The sequence below is a fragment of the Streptomyces sp. NPDC079020 genome, assembly GCF_044542225.1.
Taxonomy (GTDB): Bacteria; Actinomycetota; Actinomycetes; order Streptomycetales; family Streptomycetaceae; genus Streptomyces.
This window is the reverse complement of sequence record NZ_JBITUB010000007.1, coordinates 89,290-105,307: the sequence shown is the minus strand read 5'-3', so window position 1 is coordinate 105,307 and position 16,018 is coordinate 89,290. Positions and strand designations below refer to the sequence as shown.

12 protein-coding genes and 1 pseudogene are annotated in these 16,018 nt (G+C 72.6%); 7 read left to right on the top strand and 6 right to left on the bottom strand.

Features of this window, described 5'->3' with window-relative positions; all coding sequences use genetic code 11:
• Positions 1–116 precede the first annotated feature (116 nt).
• A complete protein-coding gene (locus ACIGJO_RS16570; protein WP_399958391.1) occupies positions 117–2,129 on the top strand; it encodes a hypothetical protein in 2,013 nt (670 codons plus the stop codon).
• A gap of 191 nt (positions 2,130–2,320) precedes the next feature.
• Here the strand turns inward: ACIGJO_RS16570 and ACIGJO_RS16565 are convergent, their stop codons facing one another.
• The 5 genes and pseudogenes from ACIGJO_RS16565 to ACIGJO_RS16545 form a co-directional block, all read right to left on the bottom strand.
• Positions 2,321–3,931: an alpha/beta hydrolase gene (locus ACIGJO_RS16565; RefSeq protein WP_399958988.1), complete on the bottom strand. Its 1,611-nt coding sequence runs from the start codon at positions 3,929–3,931 to the stop codon at positions 2,321–2,323.
• A 218-nt stretch (positions 3,932–4,149) separates the two neighbouring features.
• Positions 4,150–5,397 (bottom strand): Glu/Leu/Phe/Val dehydrogenase dimerization domain-containing protein, encoded by a 1,248-nt coding sequence (locus tag ACIGJO_RS16560; protein WP_399958388.1) that lies wholly within the window; start codon positions 5,395–5,397, stop codon positions 4,150–4,152.
• Complete coding sequence (locus tag ACIGJO_RS16555) at positions 5,394–6,632, bottom strand: thiamine pyrophosphate-binding protein (protein WP_399958384.1); 1,239 nt, start codon at positions 6,630–6,632, stop codon at positions 5,394–5,396. The genes ACIGJO_RS16560 and ACIGJO_RS16555 overlap by 4 nt, the downstream gene beginning before the upstream one ends.
• 136 nt (positions 6,633–6,768) lie before the next feature.
• Positions 6,769–7,050, bottom strand: a pseudogene (locus ACIGJO_RS16550) (thiamine pyrophosphate-binding protein); the annotation flags it as partial.
• A 95-nt stretch (positions 7,051–7,145) separates the two neighbouring features.
• Positions 7,146–7,727: a carboxymuconolactone decarboxylase family protein gene (locus ACIGJO_RS16545; RefSeq protein ID WP_399958382.1), complete on the bottom strand. Its 582-nt coding sequence runs from the start codon at positions 7,725–7,727 to the stop codon at positions 7,146–7,148.
• A 379-nt stretch (positions 7,728–8,106) separates the two neighbouring features.
• Here ACIGJO_RS16545 and ACIGJO_RS16540 point away from each other — a divergent pair, with 379 nt between their 5' ends.
• The 6 genes from ACIGJO_RS16540 to ACIGJO_RS16515 all read left to right on the top strand — a co-directional run bounded on the left by ACIGJO_RS16540 (position 8,107) and on the right by ACIGJO_RS16515 (position 13,980).
• On the top strand, positions 8,107–9,366 hold the full coding sequence (locus tag ACIGJO_RS16540) for an MBL fold metallo-hydrolase (protein ID WP_399958379.1): 1,260 nt from the start codon (positions 8,107–8,109) through the stop codon (positions 9,364–9,366).
• Positions 9,367–10,032: 666 nt separating this feature from the next.
• Positions 10,033–11,985 carry an ATP-binding protein gene (locus tag ACIGJO_RS16535; RefSeq protein ID WP_399958376.1) on the top strand — a complete coding sequence of 651 codons (1,953 nt, stop codon included), beginning with the start codon at positions 10,033–10,035 and terminating at the stop codon, positions 11,983–11,985.
• A gap of 7 nt (positions 11,986–11,992) precedes the next feature.
• Complete coding sequence (locus ACIGJO_RS16530; RefSeq protein WP_329946090.1) at positions 11,993–12,427, top strand: roadblock/LC7 domain-containing protein; 435 nt, start codon at positions 11,993–11,995, stop codon at positions 12,425–12,427.
• Positions 12,428–12,429: 2 nt separating this feature from the next.
• On the top strand, positions 12,430–12,801 hold the full coding sequence (locus ACIGJO_RS16525) for a DUF742 domain-containing protein (protein WP_399958371.1): 372 nt from the start codon (positions 12,430–12,432) through the stop codon (positions 12,799–12,801).
• A complete protein-coding gene (locus ACIGJO_RS16520; RefSeq protein WP_399958368.1) occupies positions 12,779–13,402 on the top strand; it encodes a GTP-binding protein in 624 nt (207 codons plus the stop codon). Before ACIGJO_RS16525 ends, ACIGJO_RS16520 begins: the two co-directional genes overlap by 23 nt.
• On the top strand, positions 13,399–13,980 hold the full coding sequence (locus ACIGJO_RS16515) for a GAF domain-containing protein (RefSeq protein ID WP_399958365.1): 582 nt from the start codon (positions 13,399–13,401) through the stop codon (positions 13,978–13,980). Before ACIGJO_RS16520 ends, ACIGJO_RS16515 begins: the two co-directional genes overlap by 4 nt.
• An 85-nt stretch (positions 13,981–14,065) precedes the next feature.
• On the opposite strand, the gene ACIGJO_RS16510 is transcribed toward ACIGJO_RS16515, so the two are convergent.
• Positions 14,066–16,003 carry a DUF2264 domain-containing protein gene (locus ACIGJO_RS16510; RefSeq protein WP_399958362.1) on the bottom strand — a complete coding sequence of 646 codons (1,938 nt, stop codon included), beginning with the start codon at positions 16,001–16,003 and terminating at the stop codon, positions 14,066–14,068.
• Positions 16,004–16,018: the final 15 nt, after the last annotated feature.

Below are 16,018 nucleotides of genomic sequence, written 5' to 3'. Positions count from 1 at the left end.
GGGGCTGCTCGCTTTCCGGCTGCCGGAGTACCCCTTGCCGAGGAGCCCGCCGCGAGCGGTGTGATGGTTTCGCTCCGGTCGGCGCTGGGCTGTACATGAACACAAAATTCGAACATGTGCCCGATATTGCGCGTCGTCTCGCCCTCGTCCTGGCTCTTGCCGCCGTGCCCGTCGCCGCGGTCTCCCCGGTGGCCCACGCCAAGGGGTCCGAGGCCGCGGAGGTCGTGGTGGGCGCACCGGACAGGTACACGCCTGTGCAGGACGTGCTGTACGCCGCCGGGGACACCGGCTATCTCCACCGGCGGGAGACGGGCGACGGGTCCACCCCCTCGTACCAGTGGCGCGGATACGACGGGTCCGAGCGGACCGTCGAGGGTTTCACCGGCCAACTGCCCGGCCAGCAGGGCTACTACGGGGCCGGCACGGACATCCTTCCCGTGCCCGTCGGTGCGAGCGGCGTGGTGCAGCTGCGCGACCCGGCGACCGGGGAATCGACGCCGCTCACCGTGCCGGACGGCCAGTACACCGTGGCTTCCTTCGGGCGGACCGTGCTGACGTTCTCGTACAACGAGGTGTGGCAGGTGGACAAGCTGCACATCCTCCGGCTCCAGGACGGCACGACCACCGACACCCCGGTCGAACCACCGTCAGGACTGCGATTCGACCGGTACCCGGTCGCCGCCGGGGACGGACAGCTGGCCGTCGTGAAGTTCACCCGCGGGCACACCCTCGGCATCCTCGACCTGACCAGCGGCGCGCTCACATCCGTCGCCACCCATGCTGCCGTCGACGAATCCTGGTCGATCCAGGCCGCGGTCTCTCCCACCCACATCGCCTGGTACCAGCAGGGCATGAGCCAGGCACGGGTGATCCGCCGTGACGACCCCGCCGGGACACAGACCCCGGTCGCCGTGGCGTCCTCCGGCGATGGCACCCCCGTCGTCGGGCTGGCGGGGGACTGGCTCCTCACCGCCTACCGGCCGCAGACCCCCACGGAACAGAACCCTCCCGCGGGCCGGGGAGGCCCGCTCAGGGCCACCCCCATCGGTGGCGGCACACCGCTGACCCTGCTGGCCGCGGCCCAGCCCGGCCTCGCCCAGATCCCCGGCGGCGGAGCGGTGGCGGTCGGCGGCGCGGACGCCGGTGACTGGGCGGTGCGCCGTATTGAGACCGCGTCGGACGGCCGCCCGACGCTGCGTACGCTCTCCGAGGTGCCCGCCGCACCCGCCGTGGTGCGCGGCATCGCGCTGGCGGGCGGCCAGTTGGTCACCAAGGAGGAGGACAGCGCCCCGCGGCCCTCCTACCAGACACGGAAGGTGACCCTGGCCGGAACGCCGTCGGCCGGGGAACGCTCCGAGGTCACCACCGCCCCTCTTGGCGGCGACTACGGCCAGCCGCTGGGAGCGGGCGACGGCTCCGTCGTCCACGTCCGGTACGACGAAGCCACCCAGCGGGACGTCCTCGTCCGCGCCTCGGCGACGGGTGCGCGCACCGAGGTCGTGCCCTTCGACCGTGTCATGCCGCCGGCCTCCGGCCGCGGTCTGCGTGACGCCGCCGGGAGGTACGCGGTCTACGGAGGCGGCGACGAGCGGATGGTCGTCGACTTCGAAGCGGCCGGTGGCGGAGCCGTGGTTCAGCAGCTGAAGACCCCGGCCGCCGCGCTCAAGGGGAGCACGCTGTGGACCACCGACGGCACCGCGGGACGTGTCGAGGCCCGCGACCTGGTCTCCGGCGCCGTCACCCCGTACACGGTCGGCGCCCCGTGCGTGATCCGTGACCTCCAGGTCGTCGGGCGCTGGGTGTACTGGGACTGCCTGGGCCAGGACATGACCGGCGACCTGTCGACCCCCTTCGGCGTGTACGACCTGAAGACCGGTGACGGCATCAGCCTGCCCAAGCGCGGAAAGCTCGGGAAGGGGTTCCTCGTCAACCACGACACGGCCGCGGGCAAGCTGCAGCTGACCGACTTCCACACCGGCACCGCCGCCGAGCCCCGGACGGTCACGGACCTGCCCGCCGTGCCCGGCTGGAAGAACTACGACGTGGACAAGTTCGGCGACGGCGTCGCATGGCTGGACGCCGACGGCACGGCCCACGTCACAGCGAGCGGTACACCCGCCCGGAGCTGAGCCTCCGGTCAGGGCGCGGGCGGCGGCATCCGCCGCGGTCCGCGCCCCGCGCCCCGCGGCGCCGACGACGTGTGACGGGGCGGGCCCCCAGAAGGTCCCGCCCCGTCGTTCGACCGGGTCATGCGTCATGGGCCGTGCGGCGATGGGTCATACGTCAACGGCCCATGCGGCGATGGATGGTGATCCCGGGATCAGAACCGGTCCGGGGCGCGCCCCGGGAGCGGTGATCCGGGGAGCGTGTCCTGTTCCTGGTTCTTCCGGGCCTCGGCGTTCGACGGGGCCGTCGCCTCGCAGGTGATGTCCTTCGCGGGGAGCCTGCCGGTGAGCAGGTAGCGGTTGACCGCGCCGTCCGTGCAGGCGTTGCCGTTGGGGTAGACGCCGTGGCCCTCGCCGCCGAGGACGGTGAGCATCTTCGAGCGCTTCAGGTCGGCGTGCAGGGCCTGGCCGCTGGGCAGCGGGGTCTGCGAGTCCCACTCGTTCTGGACGATGAGGGAGCCGGCCTTGTTGTTCACCTCGGTGGCCGGTTCCACGGACCTGTTCCAGAAGGCGCAGGGCTTGATGCTGGACGCGAAGTCACCGTAGAGCGGGTACCGGGCCCTGTCCGCGATGGCGTCCCGCCGGTAGGTCTCCGGATCGCGGGACCACGCGGCCGAGTTGTCGCCGCACACCACGGCCCAGAAGCTCGACGTCATGTTGTCGGCCGGTGTCCCGGCGGCATCGCCCGCCGTCCGGGTTCCCCCGGCTCCGGTGAACGGCGCGAGCTTCTTCGCGGAGACGGTCGCGCCCGCCGCCGCCTTCTTCAGCTCCACCACCCCCTCGGTGGCGTACTCCGGGGTGAAGACCGCCACCCGCATACCGGTGCGGATGTCATCACCGGTGAGCGGCTGCCCGTCCACCACGATGGGAGTCTCCTGGGCCCGCGCGACCAGGTCCCAGAGGGTCCGGTCGACCTTCTCCGGGGTGTCTCCGAGGCCGTACTTCTCCGAACGCGCCGCGGCCCACTCGGTCCACCGGTCGAACGCGGGCTCGGCGCCCTCCGCCCACCACTGGATCATCCCTCGCCAGGCGCGCGCCGGATCGACCGCGCTGTCCAGCACGAACCGGTCGGCCCGGCCCGGGAACATCTGGGTGTACACGGCGCCCAGATAGGTGCCGTACGAGTACCCCAGGTACGAGATCTTCTTCTCACCGAGGACCGCCCGGAGCAGATCCACGTCGCGGGCGGTGTTGCGCGTGGTGATGTGCGCGAGCGTGCCGCCCGCGTTCTCCCGGCACTTGTCCGCGACGGTGCGGGCCCAGGCGACGTCCTTGTCGAACGTCTCCTCCTTGTACGGCCGCAGCCACTCCTCCTCCTGCGGCGTCAGACCGCAGGAGACCGGGGTGCTCCGCCCCACTCCGCGCGGGTCGAAGCCGATGAGGTCGTACTTCTGCCGGACGGATTCGGGCAGGCCCTCCTTCATCCCCAGCGGCATGGAGAGCCCCGGCCCCCCGGGGCCGCCGGGGTTGGAGAGCAGGACACCGTGCCGCTTGCCGGGCCCGGTGGTCCTGATCCGCGATATGGCCATGTCGATCCGCTTGCCCCCGGGAGCCCGGTAGTCCAGCGGGACCTTGATCGTGGCGCACTCGAACTCGGCCGGGGCGTCGGCCTCGCACCGCTTCCACCGCGGCTTCTGCTTCACGTACCGCTCCAGCGCGCTGCCGGCGGCGGGCGAGGACGCGGTGGGCGAGGAGACGGCCGACGCGGCGGTGGCCGGAGCGGCGGTGGCCGTCGAGGTGGCGAGCGCGGGAGCCAGCGTTGCCATGACGCTCACGGCTAACAGGGGCACGAGACGTCGTCTGCGCACGAATATCGATCCTTCCGGTCTTATGTTCGGACAGGAAAGATCCTTCAGGAACCGGCGACGCCCGCGGATCCCCCGCCGGGGTGCACCTTTCTCCACCCAGGGAATGACACAACTTCCCTGGGTGGTCCCAAGGTTGTAGGGGAAGGGCCGCTGAAGCGCGGTTTCCGGACTCCGGCCTACCGATACCAGCCGAACCGCTCCGCCATCAGCGGCAGGCGTTCGGCGACGATGGCGTGTGCCGCGGCCCGGGGGGTGGAGCCGTCGGCGTCCGCGCGCGCCAGCATCCGGTCGATCAGGTCCCGCATCGCGCGACGGGTGTGCGCGAAGGCCTGGTCGGCGTCGGGACCGATGTCCCCGAACAGGGTCCACCACCACCAGGCGTTCGTCCCGGAGTTGACCACGACATCGGGCAGCACCGTGATCCCCCGTGCCGTCAGCAGTTCCTCGGCCTCCGCGAGCACCGGCATGTTCGCCGCCTCCACGACCCAGCGCGCCGTGATGCCGGCCTGGTTCGTCGCGTCGACGGCGTAGGAGACGGCGGCCGGGACCAGCACCTCCGCGTCCACCGTCAGCCAGGCGTCGCGCGGCAGTTCCAGGTCGCCTTCGCGCAGCACACCGCGGTCCACCGTCCCATGGGCGTCCCGCGCCCCGAGAAGTGCCTCGATGTCCAGGCCCTCCGGGTTGGCGATCGTTCCCTTCACATCGGCGACGGCGACGACCCTGAGGCCGGCCCGCGCGAGAAAGCGCGCCGTCGCTCCGCCCATGGTGCCGAGCCCCTGGACGGACACCCGGGTGTTCTCGTACGGGACACCCGCGCGGTCCAGCGCGGCGAGTGCCGACTCGGCGACGCCGCAGCCTCCCACCAGTTCGTCGAGTCCGATCCCGTCAACGGTGACCGCGAAGGCGGCGGCCAGCCGTTGCCGGGCCGCCGTCTCGTCGTCCAGGAGCGGGTAGACCGCCTGGATGGACGAGACGAGCCCGGCCTCCGCCGCCGCCCGGTCGACGAGGTCCTGGGTGAGCCCGAGATCCTCACCGGTCGTCCAGACGTTCTCGATGTACGGGCGGACGGCCCGCAGGAAGCGGACGAGGACGCCGTACGCCGCGGGGTCGCGCGGGTCGCAGTCGATGCCGCCCTTCGCGCCGCCGAGCGGGATGTAGCGGGCCCGGGTGTCGGCGGCGTCGTAGTGCAGCGCCTCCTTCATCGTCATGCCGCGGGCCAGTCCCGTGACCTCCGCCCGGGTGCAGCCCTCGCGCATCCGCAGACCGCCGCTGGAGACGCCGCGCACCAGCCGGTCGACGACCAGGTAGCCGTTGCGGCCGGTCACGTGGTCCGTCCAGGTGAGGGAGATCAGAGGGCCCTGCGGATTCGGTGCGGCAGGTGTGAGGGGTGCGGCGGAAGGGGTCGACGCCGTCGGTGCGCTCATCGGACAGGCTCCTCGGTCACGGTGATCAGGGTGGGCCCAGGGGTGGTCAGGGCCAGGGACAGAGCGCGGGCGAGAGCCGCGGGGGAGTCGGCGTGGCTGCCGCGGCCGCCGTAGGCACGGGCCAGTGCGGGCAGGTCCACGGGAGGCAGGTCGACGGCGACCGGGTGGTCGCCGCGGGCGGCCATTCCGTCGCGGATCTCCCCGTAGCCGCCGTTGTCGAAGACGACGACGGGCAACGGCAGCCCCAGCTGCGCCGCGGTGGCCAGTTCCTGCACGGAGAACTGCAGGCCGCCGTCACCGCTCAGTGCCACGACCTGGCGTTGCGGGCAGGCGGTCTTCGCCCCGATGGCGGCGGGCAGCGCGTAGCCGAGCGTGCCGAAGCCGGTCGGGTGCAGGAAGCGCCCCCCGGGGCCGAGGGGGAGATGCGGCAGCGCGCCGTAGTAGCAGCACTGGGCGCTGTCGGAGGTGAGCACCGCGTCCGGGGCGAGCACATCGCGTACGGCGCGGAGATACGGCAGCCATCGGGCGTCACGGTCCGCCGTCTCCGCGTCCCGCCCCGCGCGCAGCGCCGCCACCAGGCCGGCGGGGTCCGGTGGCCGGACGTCCCCGCCGGCACCGTCCGCGGCCCCGGAGTCCTCGCCCGACGGTTCCGCGAGCACCTTCAGCAGCGCCGCGACGGTGCTTCGGGCATCGCCGGTCAGCGGATGCCGGGGGGGCGGTCCCGCGTACATCTGCGCCGGGTCGAGATCGATCCGGATCAGGGTCCCGGAGAGCGCGGGCGGCGCGGACCAGAGATCGGACTCGGCCAGCTCCGTGCCGATCGCGAGCACCGCGTCGCAGCCGGTCAGCCACCGCTGGACGGAGGGGCTGTGCAGGGACACCCCCAGCGCCAGCGGATGCGTCTCGTCGACGATGCCCTTGCCGTTGGCCGTGGTGACGACGGGGGCGCCGAGCTGTTCGGCGAGGGACAGACACCCGGCCGCGGCCTGCCGGGCGCCGCCGCCGAGCACCAGTGCGGGCCGCTCGGCCGACCGCAGCACCCGCGCCGCGTCGCGCACCGCGTGTCCGCCCGCGCCCGGCCGGGTCATGGGGGGCGCGAGCCGGACCGGACCGGCCGGCTCCATGGCCTCCAGCAGGTCGAGCGGCACCTCGATGTGGACGGGGCGCGGGCGCTCGTGGCGCAGCAGGGTGAACGCCCGTGCCACGGCGGAGCCGATCTCCTCGACCGAGGACACCCGGTGGCTGAACGCGGCGACCCCCCCGCAGGGCCTCGGTCTGGCTGCGCATCTCGTGCAGCAGACCGGTCGCCTGCCGGGGGTGGCGCAGCGGCATGCCGGGCGAGACGACCAGCAGCGGAATGCTGTCGGAGTACGCCTGGCCGACCGCCGCCGCGATATTGAGCAGGGCCGGACCCGTGGTGGTGATCGCCACCCCGGGCCGCCCGGTGACCCGCGCGTACGCGTCGGCGGCGTATCCCGCGCCCTGCTCGTGGCGGGGCGCGACATGACCGATGCCGTACGGCCCGAGATGCCGGTAGATCTCCAGGTTGTGCGTGCCGGGGATGCCGAACGCCTGCGTCACCCCGTGTGCCGCCAGCGCGCGGACGATCGCCTCGCCGCCGGTCAGCGACGTGCGGCCGGTCTGAACGGACATGCTGCCTCCCTCCGCGAACGGGTCGCTTTACTGAACCGTCGGTCAGTATCGGGAAGCGCCGGCGCCCCTGTCAAAGCGATTACGGCCGCATGCGGTCACCGCTGACCGGCGGCTTCGCCCTCCGGCGGGCCCGGCACCTCGCAGTGGTCCTTGAAGCCCTGGCTGGTCAGGCCGAGGGCGGCGTTGGTGCGTGCGCGCATGTTCTCGACGGAGATCATGGTCGTCAGCTCGACCAGCGCCGCCTCGCCCAGCGAGGTCCGCAGCCGGTCCACCAGTTCGTCGCCGACCTGCGGCGGAGTGGCGGTCATGGCCTCCGCGTACTCCATGACGTCTCGTTCCAGCGGGCTGTAGAGGGTGCTCCCGCGCCACTGCGGTACGTCCCGCAGCTTGCGGGCGTCCATGCCCCGCTGCCGGTTGGTCCAGTAGCCGAAGTCCATGCACCAGCCGCACCCGACCGACGAGGCGGTCACCATGACGGCGAGCGCCTTGAGGTCCGGGTCGAGGGCCTTCCACCGGCCCACGGCCAGTTCGAAGCGCAGGCCGGCCCACAGCACCCGGGTGTGGTGGGCGGTGGCCCGTACGGGGTCGATGACCTTGCCGTACGTGCGGTTCGAGTACCAGGACACGGCGCGGTAGAGGGCGCTGCGGGGCGGATCGAGCGAGATGCGAGCTGTCATGACCGGTCTCCTGATGAGGTGAGGCGCGGGGGGCGGTGCCCCGGCGCCGGATACGGGCGCTGCACCGAGGAGACGTACGGCGGCCCGCGGGATGTGACATCGGGCGGCGGGCCGGGCGGAATCCTGCGGTGTGCACGGACGTTGGAGTCGGCATGACGGAATGCGAACCCGCGCGCGAAGCGCTGCCGCGACGCATCGGCGAGCGGGACGGCCGGGTACCGCCGGCCCCGCGTGTCGGCCATGTGTACGGGTGGCCGCGTGCCTGAAGAATCACCGGCCGCTCACGGCGCCGGGCGCGCTGCTCCGTTCACCGCTCTGCTCTCGCCCTGTCGTACAGCCCGACGATAATGAAACGACACCGACTCCCTCAGGAGATGCTGTGACCGGCGCCGACTACTTGCTTCCGTTCCGTACGAAACTGCGTTCGATGCACACCGAGGCCTTCGGCGCCGATCCGGCCGGAGCCAGGATGGAGCGCATCCGCCGCTCGCCCAACTTCGCCGACGGAGTGTTCCAGAACCCGGTGGGGGCGCGGACCAGGCCGTCCGGCTCCACGCTGGAGTTCGCCAAGATCTATTTCCACAAGGAGCAGCGGGCCCGCAGGGCGCCGGCCGGTACCGTGCCCGTGCACCCCACCACCCTCGCCGATCTGGCCGAACCGCCCGCCACGGGTCTGCGGCTCACCTGGATGGGTCACTCCAGCGTCCTCGCCGAGATCGACGGCCGACGGGTCCTGTTCGACCCGGTGTGGGGCGAGCGCTGTTCCCCGTTCGCCTTCGCCGGGCCCAAGCGCCTGCACCCGGTGCCGTTGCCGCTGGCGGCGCTCGGGCCGGTCGATGTCGTCGTGATCTCCCATGACCACTACGACCACCTCGATCTGCCCACGATCCGGTCACTGGCGGGCACGGACACGGTCTTCGCCGTCCCGCTCGGCGTGGGGGCCCATCTGGAGCGGTGGGGGGTGCCCGCCGACCGGATGCACGAGCTCGACTGGAACGAGACCGCGAAGGTCTCCGGGATCAGCCTGACGGCCACCCCCGCACGCCACTTCTGCGGCCGCGGGCTGCGCAACCGGCAGCACACCCTGTGGGCGTCCTGGGCGGTCGCGGGACCCGAGCACCGGATCTATCACAGCGGCGACACCGGCTATTTCCAGGGCTTCACGGACATCGGTGCCGAGCACGGCCCGTTCGACGCGACGATGATCCAGATCGGCGCGTACAGCGAGTACTGGCCCGATATCCATATGACACCCGCCGAGGGCATGCGCGCCCACCTGGACCTCCAGGGCGGCCGGCCCCACGGGGTGATGCTGCCGATCCACTGGGCCACGTTCAATCTCGCCCCGCACCCGTGGGCCGAGCCCGGCGAGGGCACACTCGCCGCGGCCGACGACGCCGGCCAGCGGCTCGCCCTGCCCCGTCCGGGCGAGCCCTTCGAACCGGCGGGGCAGCACGTTCCCACCGAGCCCTGGTGGCGTGCGGTGGCGCCGCGGCCGATCGAGTACCGGCCCGCCGGGGCGGCGCGGACGGCACAGGACGTGCCCGGGATCGCGCCGGGCGGGTCCGGGGCGGGGCATGGGGCGGCCCCGGCGGCCGAAGCGGATTCCGGGCGGGCCGAGGTCGCCCCGACGCCGTAACGGCCGGGGACGGACACAGGACGGCCGCAAGGTACGGGGCCGGCCGCCGGAGGCACAGTTTTGAGCAGTCCGGAAGGGTCCGGCTGCGTACGCTCGGCTCTCGCGTGCCGGTGGTGACCGGTGGGCGGGAATGCGTTCGCCCGGTCAATGCCGATGGGCGGTCAGCGGCGGTCGGCCGAGGTGCTGTTGCGGCTCGCCCATCGAGCCGGAGCGGGAAACGGGGACGTGGTTCGCGTCAACTGACGTGTGACGCAAGGGGAACGTGCCGAGACGGTGGGCACCACGCGCTCCCAGGCAGGGTATTACCTGAGGATCTTCCGCGACGAACGCATCGGGCGCCGGCCGATGCTGCGGCCGACCGGGCGCGGCGGGCTTCCCGACGCCCGGCGTCTGCGGTGGTCCGAGGCGTCGGCCCCGGGAGTCGGGCGTCGGTGCGGCGTAATCGGTCGCTCGTGCGAGAGGTCATACCAGAGCGGGACGGATGGCCGGCAAGTTCGACAACTGCCCGTCGCGCATGCGTGATTGACGACTACCGTGTGTGTCCGGTGGGCAACGGTGGGCTCATGTTCCGTGAGCCCGCCCGACCGATCCACCGAGTCCGACCGACCACCGCAGGTGCCACCGCATGAACGCCGATTCCCGGTGTCCCACGTACCGAGGACCCTGATGTCTCAACTTCGCGCACCCGACGCGCGACCGGAACGCCGAGAGGGCGGGCGGCACGGACGCCCGGGTGCACGCTCCCACTCGGCCACGAACAGGCCCCGCTCCGCGCAGCCGCCCCCCGATGTCCGTATACGCCCTCAGCTGCTGCGCGCCGCCCTGCTTCCGACGGTCGCTGCCCTGCTGAGCGGTGCCGCGGCCGTCATCTTCACCATCCGCTCCAGCGCAGTCAGCCCCTCCGGCAGCCTCTGGGCCGCACTCGGCGGATCGGCGGCGCTCGCCGTCGCTGCCGTCGCCGCGGCCTGCCTGGGGGCCGGCCGGGTCGCTTCCGGAGTGCTCGACCGGGCCCTGGACCTCCGCCGCAGCGGCGCGCAGGCGCAGGCGGAGCTGGAGCAGGTGATGGAGCGGCTCCGCAACGGCGAACCGGTGGCCGGCCGGCCGCCGCCGGACCCCGCCCCGGGCGGCGACGCCTTCGATCTGCTCGGCCAGGAAATGGGCCGCTCGCACGAGGCGGCCGTGGCCGCCGTCGTCGAGGCCTCCCAGCTCTTCAGCAACGCCGGCAACGAACAGAAGGTCGAGGTCTTCGTCAATCTCGCCCGGCGCCTGCAGTCGCTCGTCCACCGCGAGATCCAGATCCTCGACGAGCTGGAGCACGAGGTCGAGGACCCCGACCTGCTCAAGGGCCTCTTCCATGTCGACCATCTGGCCACCCGGATCCGTCGCCACGCGGAGAACCTCGCCGTCCTCGGCGGAGCCGTCTCCCGCCGCCAGTGGAGCAACCCGGTCACCATGACCGAGGTGCTGCGCTCGGCGATCGCCGAGGTCGAGCAGTACCCCCGGGTGAAGCTGGTGCCGCCGATCGACGGCACCCTGCGCGGGCACGCCGTCGCCGATGTCATCCACCTGTTGGCCGAACTCGTCGAGAACGCCACGGTGTTCTCCGCCCCGCACACCCAGGTGCTGCTGCGCGCCCAGCACGTCACGGCCGGGCTGGCCCTGGAGGTCGAGGACCGCGGGCTCGGCATGCCGGCCCATGAACAGAAGCGCATGAACGCCCTGCTCGCCGATCCCGACCAGGTCAATGTCGGCCATCTCCTCCAGGACGGCAGGATCGGCCTGTTCGTCGTCTCGGCGCTGGCCCGCCGCCATGGCATCGTGGTCCGCCTCCAGAGCAATATCTACGGGGGCACGCAGGCGGTGCTGGTCCTGCCGCAGGATCTGCTCGGCATCGACATCGACGGCCCGGCGACCCCCGACGCCGCCCCCGTCCCACCGCCGGGGGCGGTCCACCGGCCACCGGCCCAGGACATCACCGGGGCGCAGCAGCCACCGGCGTACCCCTCGGAGCAGCACCCGCCCCGTCTGCCACAGCCCCCGCGGCAGACGCCGCGCGAGGGCCAGGGCCCACCGCTGCCACTGCGCGCGGAGCGCGTCGAAGGCGTCGCACGTGTCGAACGCGACGAGGCCTCCGAACATGCCGACGGGCCGTCGAACGCCGAGCTCCGCCCCGAACTGCCCAGGCGGGCCAACCAGGAGAACCTGGTCCCCCAGCTGAGGGAAGCGCCCGTCCCCCGCGTCGAGGGCGAACACGCCCTGCACGATCCGGGGCTGATGGCGGCCTTCAGGCGGGGGGTCGGCCTCGCCGAGGCGCAGTCCGCCGAGGAGGGCGCCGGAGCCGCCTACGAGGCGGGCGGCGGATTCGGGACACCGGCGCCCAGCGCGCTGGACGCCCCGCTGGAGTCCCTGGCCCCGTTGCCGGTACGGGGGCAGAGCCCGCCCTCCGTACCGACTCAGCCCGTACCGACTCAGCCCGTTCCGGATCAGCCCGTGGCGGAGCAGTACGCATCGGAGCAGTACACACCGCACCAGTACGCACCCCACGAGCCCGAGCCCTGTCTCCCGGACAGGGGCCCGGTCGTTCCGAACCCCCGAGAAGACACCACTTTCAAGGAGTAGATGCACCATGGCGAGCGAAATGCCGTCCGGTCAGGTCTCTGACCTGGACTGGCTGCTGAGCGGGCTGGTCCAGCGCGTGCCCTACACGCGCAGCGCGGTTCTGCTCTCCGCCGACGGGCTGGTGAAGTCCGTCCACGGGATGGATCCCGACAGCGCCGACCACATGGCGGCGCTGGCCGCCGGGCTGTACTCCCTGGGCCGCAGCGCCGGGGCCAGGTTCGGCGACAACGGAGACGTACGGCAGGTGGTCGTCGAACTGGACGCGACACTGCTGTTCGTCTCCACCGCCGGATCCGGCACCTGTCTCGCCGTCCTGGCCGGGCGCGAGGCGGACGCCGCCGTGCTCGGCTACGAGATGGCCATGCTGGTCAAGAGCGTCCGGCCCTATCTGGTGACCCCGCTGCGGCAGACGGCCGGGGCGCCGTTCACCCCGGGGCTGTGAGGATGCCGGCCCCGCAGGACGGGCCCCTGCTGGACGATGCGGCCGGCCGGCTCATCCGCCCGTACACCGTGATCAACGGCCGCACCCGGCCGTCGGCCACGCTCGACCTGCTCTCCCTGATCATGGCGACCGGGAGCGAGCCCCGGGCCCATCTCGGCCCCGAGCACACCGAGGCCCTGGCGCTGTGCGAGGAGCCGATGTCCGTCGCCGAGATCGCCGCGCTCCTGCGGCTTCCCGCGGTCGTCACCAAGGTCCTCCTGTGCGACCTGGTCGACTGCGGAGCCGTCACCGCCCACGCCCCCGCCTTCCACGACCTTCCCACCGACCGATCCCTGCTGGAGGCAGTGCTCGATGGTCTACGACGACAGCTCTGACAGCACCGGAGCCTCCGGCTTCTTCCCCGTCGCCCTCAAAGTCCTGGTCGCGGGAGGCTTCGGCGTCGGCAAGACGACGTTCGTCGGCGCGGTCAGCGAGATCGCCCCGCTGAGTACGGAGGAACTGCTGACCCAGGTCAGCGCGGCGACCGACAGCCTCGAAGGCGTCGAGTCCAAGACGGCCACCACCGTGGCCATGGACTTCGGCCGGATCACGCTCTCCGACCGGCATGTGCTCTATCTCTTCGGCACCCCCGGCCAGGAGCGCTTCTGGTTCATGTGGGACGAACTCTCCCAGGGCGCGCTGGGGGCCGTCGTACTGGCGGACACCCGGCGCCTGGCGGAGTGCTTCGCCGCGGTCGACTTCTTCGAGCGGCGCGGGATCGGATTCATCGTCGCCGTCAACGAGTTCGACGGGGCCTACCGCTACGAACCCGACGAGGTACGGGCCGCGCTCGACCTCGGGCCCGAAGTGCCGGTCGTCCTGTGCGACGCCCGGATCGCCAGTTCCGGCACGGGTGCGCTGGTCACCCTGGTCCAGCACCTGATCAACGCCACCTCCTCCCCGGCCCTGCTCCAGACCTTCGGAGCCCATCCGTGAACCACTTCTCCGGCGGCCGCCTCCTGCTGACGCCGGTCGACCGGGACGGCCTCGTCCGCGCGGAACGGCTGCGTGCCCTCGGTCTCGGGGAACGGGCCGACACCTCGTTCGAGAGTTTCGACGCCTTCGCCGACAAGGTCGCCGAAATGACGGCGACCCCCTTCGCGATGGTCAACTTCATCGACGAGAACCGGCAGTTCTTCGCGGGGCTGCACACCCCCGCGGGCAACCGGCGCGGCACCGACCTCGGCGCCGCCGCGGCGGGCAGCGGCCGCAGCGCCCGCTACATGGCCCGCGACCACGGCTACTGCCCGCACGTTCTCGTCCGGCGCAAGGCCCTCGTCCTGGACGATGTCTGCGACTACCCGCGCTTCGCCGGGAATCCGGTCGTCGACGAGATAGGCATCCGCTCCTACCTCGGAGCACCCCTCATCGACCGCACGGGCATCGCCCTGGGAACCGTCTGCGCCGTCGACACCGTGCCGCGCCCCTGGGGGCGGGCCGGGCTCGCCACCATCAAGTCGCTGGCCCAGGAGATCGTCGTCCAGATCGACCGCAGGGGGACACCCCCGCGCTGACCGTGCCGTCACCCGCCCGATCCGCTTCCGCCGCCCAGCCCCGGCCCAGGCCCCAGCCCCGGTCCAGGCCCCGGCCACTCGCCGGTCAGCCCGTCACTTCGACCGTCGTGCCGTCCAGGAAGGCCAGCACCACCGACGTTCCCCCGGCGGCCACCCGCACCGAGACCGAGTCCCGCAGCGCCTGGGGATGCAGGGTGTCGCGGGAGAGCGCGATCAGGGACACCTGGATGCTCCGGCCGCCCGGATGACGGTCCCTGCGCAGATACGGGATCGCGGAGTACGGCCCGTACGCGTTGGACTGCACATCCCTGGCCACCTCCGCCCCGGCCCCGTCGATGCCCGTCGCGCCCTCCCAGCCGTACAGCGCGACCACCGCGCTGCTCAGCCCGTCCGCCGTACGGGCCATGGCCCAGCCGGGCCCGGAGGTCGCGACCGGGCGCTCCGTGTGCGCCACCGCGTGACCGCCCTCCCGCACTGCCGCCCCCTCGGGCGCGTCGATGTGGTGGACGCGGATCTCCCACGGGCCGTGCAGCACGCTCGTCGTCGCGATCCGGTACCGCTGCTCGTCGCCCGGCAGCCGGGCCGCGTACCAGGAGGCCGCCGTTCGCCCCCCGCAGTGCAGCGGATGGATTCGGCTGCGGCGGCTGGGGGTGCCGTCGGGGGCGAGCAGCGCCAGGTGGTTGTCGATGCCCCGGGCCACCGCGTGCGGGGCCGACTCCGGCGCGGTCGCGCTGGAGTAGGCGAGCTTCGCGTAGTGCGGGTCCTCCTCGCCGCCCGCCGGGTCGCCGGCGGGGTCGTACGGCGGATTGTGGTCGCTGCCGTGGTTGACCAGACGGACGATGCCGTCGTGCCGGGTGCCGTGCAGCAGCCAGCCGGGCGCGGGCAGCGCGGTGTACCGGTCGGACTCCTCGACCGGCAGCGGCAGTTCGCGCGCCGTCCACACCGCGTGGTCCGCCGGGAGCAGCAGCCCGAGGAAACCCTTGCTGGCCCAGTACGGGGACGCGGGCCCCGAGTACGGCTGGGTGGACGGCAGGAACGTGTCGTACCAGCCGAGCGTCAGCAGCCCCCGCTCGTCCGGCACCCCGCGCTCCGCGAAATGCCGCATGGTGCCGGAGGCGAGCCGGCGTGTGAGACCCGGCGCCAGCGGGGTGCAGTCGGCCAGCGCACCCATCCACACCGGCGCGAGGGCGGCGAACCGGTACGTCAGCGAGCGCCCCTGGTGCACCGGAGCGCCGTCGGCACCGAAGAAGTGCGGGTAGTCCTCCAGGAACCGGCTGAGCCGCTCCCGGTACACGGCGGTCCGGCCCCCGTCGTCACCGGGAGCCACCATCCGCGACCACAGCAGCGGATACAGATGCATCGCCCAGCCGATGTAGTAGTCGAAGTTCCGCCCGTCCCCGTCCGTGTACCAGCCGTCACCGGCGTACCAGTCCTCGATCCTGTCGAGGTTGGACTCGATGTCAAAGCGGCTGTGCGGAGCGCCCACCGAGGCCAGGAACTGCTCGGACACCACCTGGAACAGCCGCCAGTTGTTGTCCCAGGTGCGCCCGCCCACGAACCCGGAGAACCAGTCGACGACCCGCTCCTGGACCCGGGCGTCCAGCCGGTCCCAGATCCACGGCCGGGTCTCGTGCAGCGCGACCGCGATCGAGGCGGCCTCCACCATCTGCTGCGAGCAGTCCGTCAGCTCCGGCCAGGCCTCGCCGCTGTCGCGGTCCGTACCGGAGGCGAGCCCCGTCGCGTACCGCTCGATCAGCGCCGGGTCGACAGCCCCGCCCGCCCCCGCGATCCGGCACGCGGCGAGCAGGAAGGAGCGGGCGAACCCCTCCAGCCCGTCCGAGACGACCCCCGACCAGCTCGACCGGCCGGGCAGCCGGTACTGGGCGAGGCCGGGGGTCGCGTACGGCACCAGCGCGTCCAGCATCCGGTCCGCCGTCACCTCCCAGTGGGCCCGCGTCCAGCCGGTGCGGGAGGACAGGAGCCGGTCGGGCGGCGGCAGACGCAGATGCGGGGCGACGGACATGGTGGTGCTGCTCCT

Coding starts and splice junctions, on each gene's coding strand:
- ACIGJO_RS16535 (WP_399958376.1), top strand. CDS start 10,033: ATGTCTCAACTTCGCGCACCCGACGCGCGACCGGAACGCCGAGAGGGC.
- ACIGJO_RS16530 (WP_329946090.1), top strand. CDS start 11,993: ATGGCGAGCGAAATGCCGTCCGGTCAGGTCTCTGACCTGGACTGGCTG.
- ACIGJO_RS16560 (WP_399958388.1), bottom strand. CDS start 5,397: ATGAGCGCACCGACGGCGTCGACCCCTTCCGCCGCACCCCTCACACCT.
- ACIGJO_RS16545 (WP_399958382.1), bottom strand. CDS start 7,727: ATGACAGCTCGCATCTCGCTCGATCCGCCCCGCAGCGCCCTCTACCGC.
- ACIGJO_RS16525 (WP_399958371.1), top strand. CDS start 12,430: ATGCCGGCCCCGCAGGACGGGCCCCTGCTGGACGATGCGGCCGGCCGG.
- ACIGJO_RS16520 (WP_399958368.1), top strand. CDS start 12,779: ATGGTCTACGACGACAGCTCTGACAGCACCGGAGCCTCCGGCTTCTTC.
- ACIGJO_RS16565 (WP_399958988.1), bottom strand. CDS start 3,931: ATGGCAACGCTGGCTCCCGCGCTCGCCACCTCGACGGCCACCGCCGCT.
- ACIGJO_RS16510 (WP_399958362.1), bottom strand. CDS start 16,003: ATGTCCGTCGCCCCGCATCTGCGTCTGCCGCCGCCCGACCGGCTCCTG.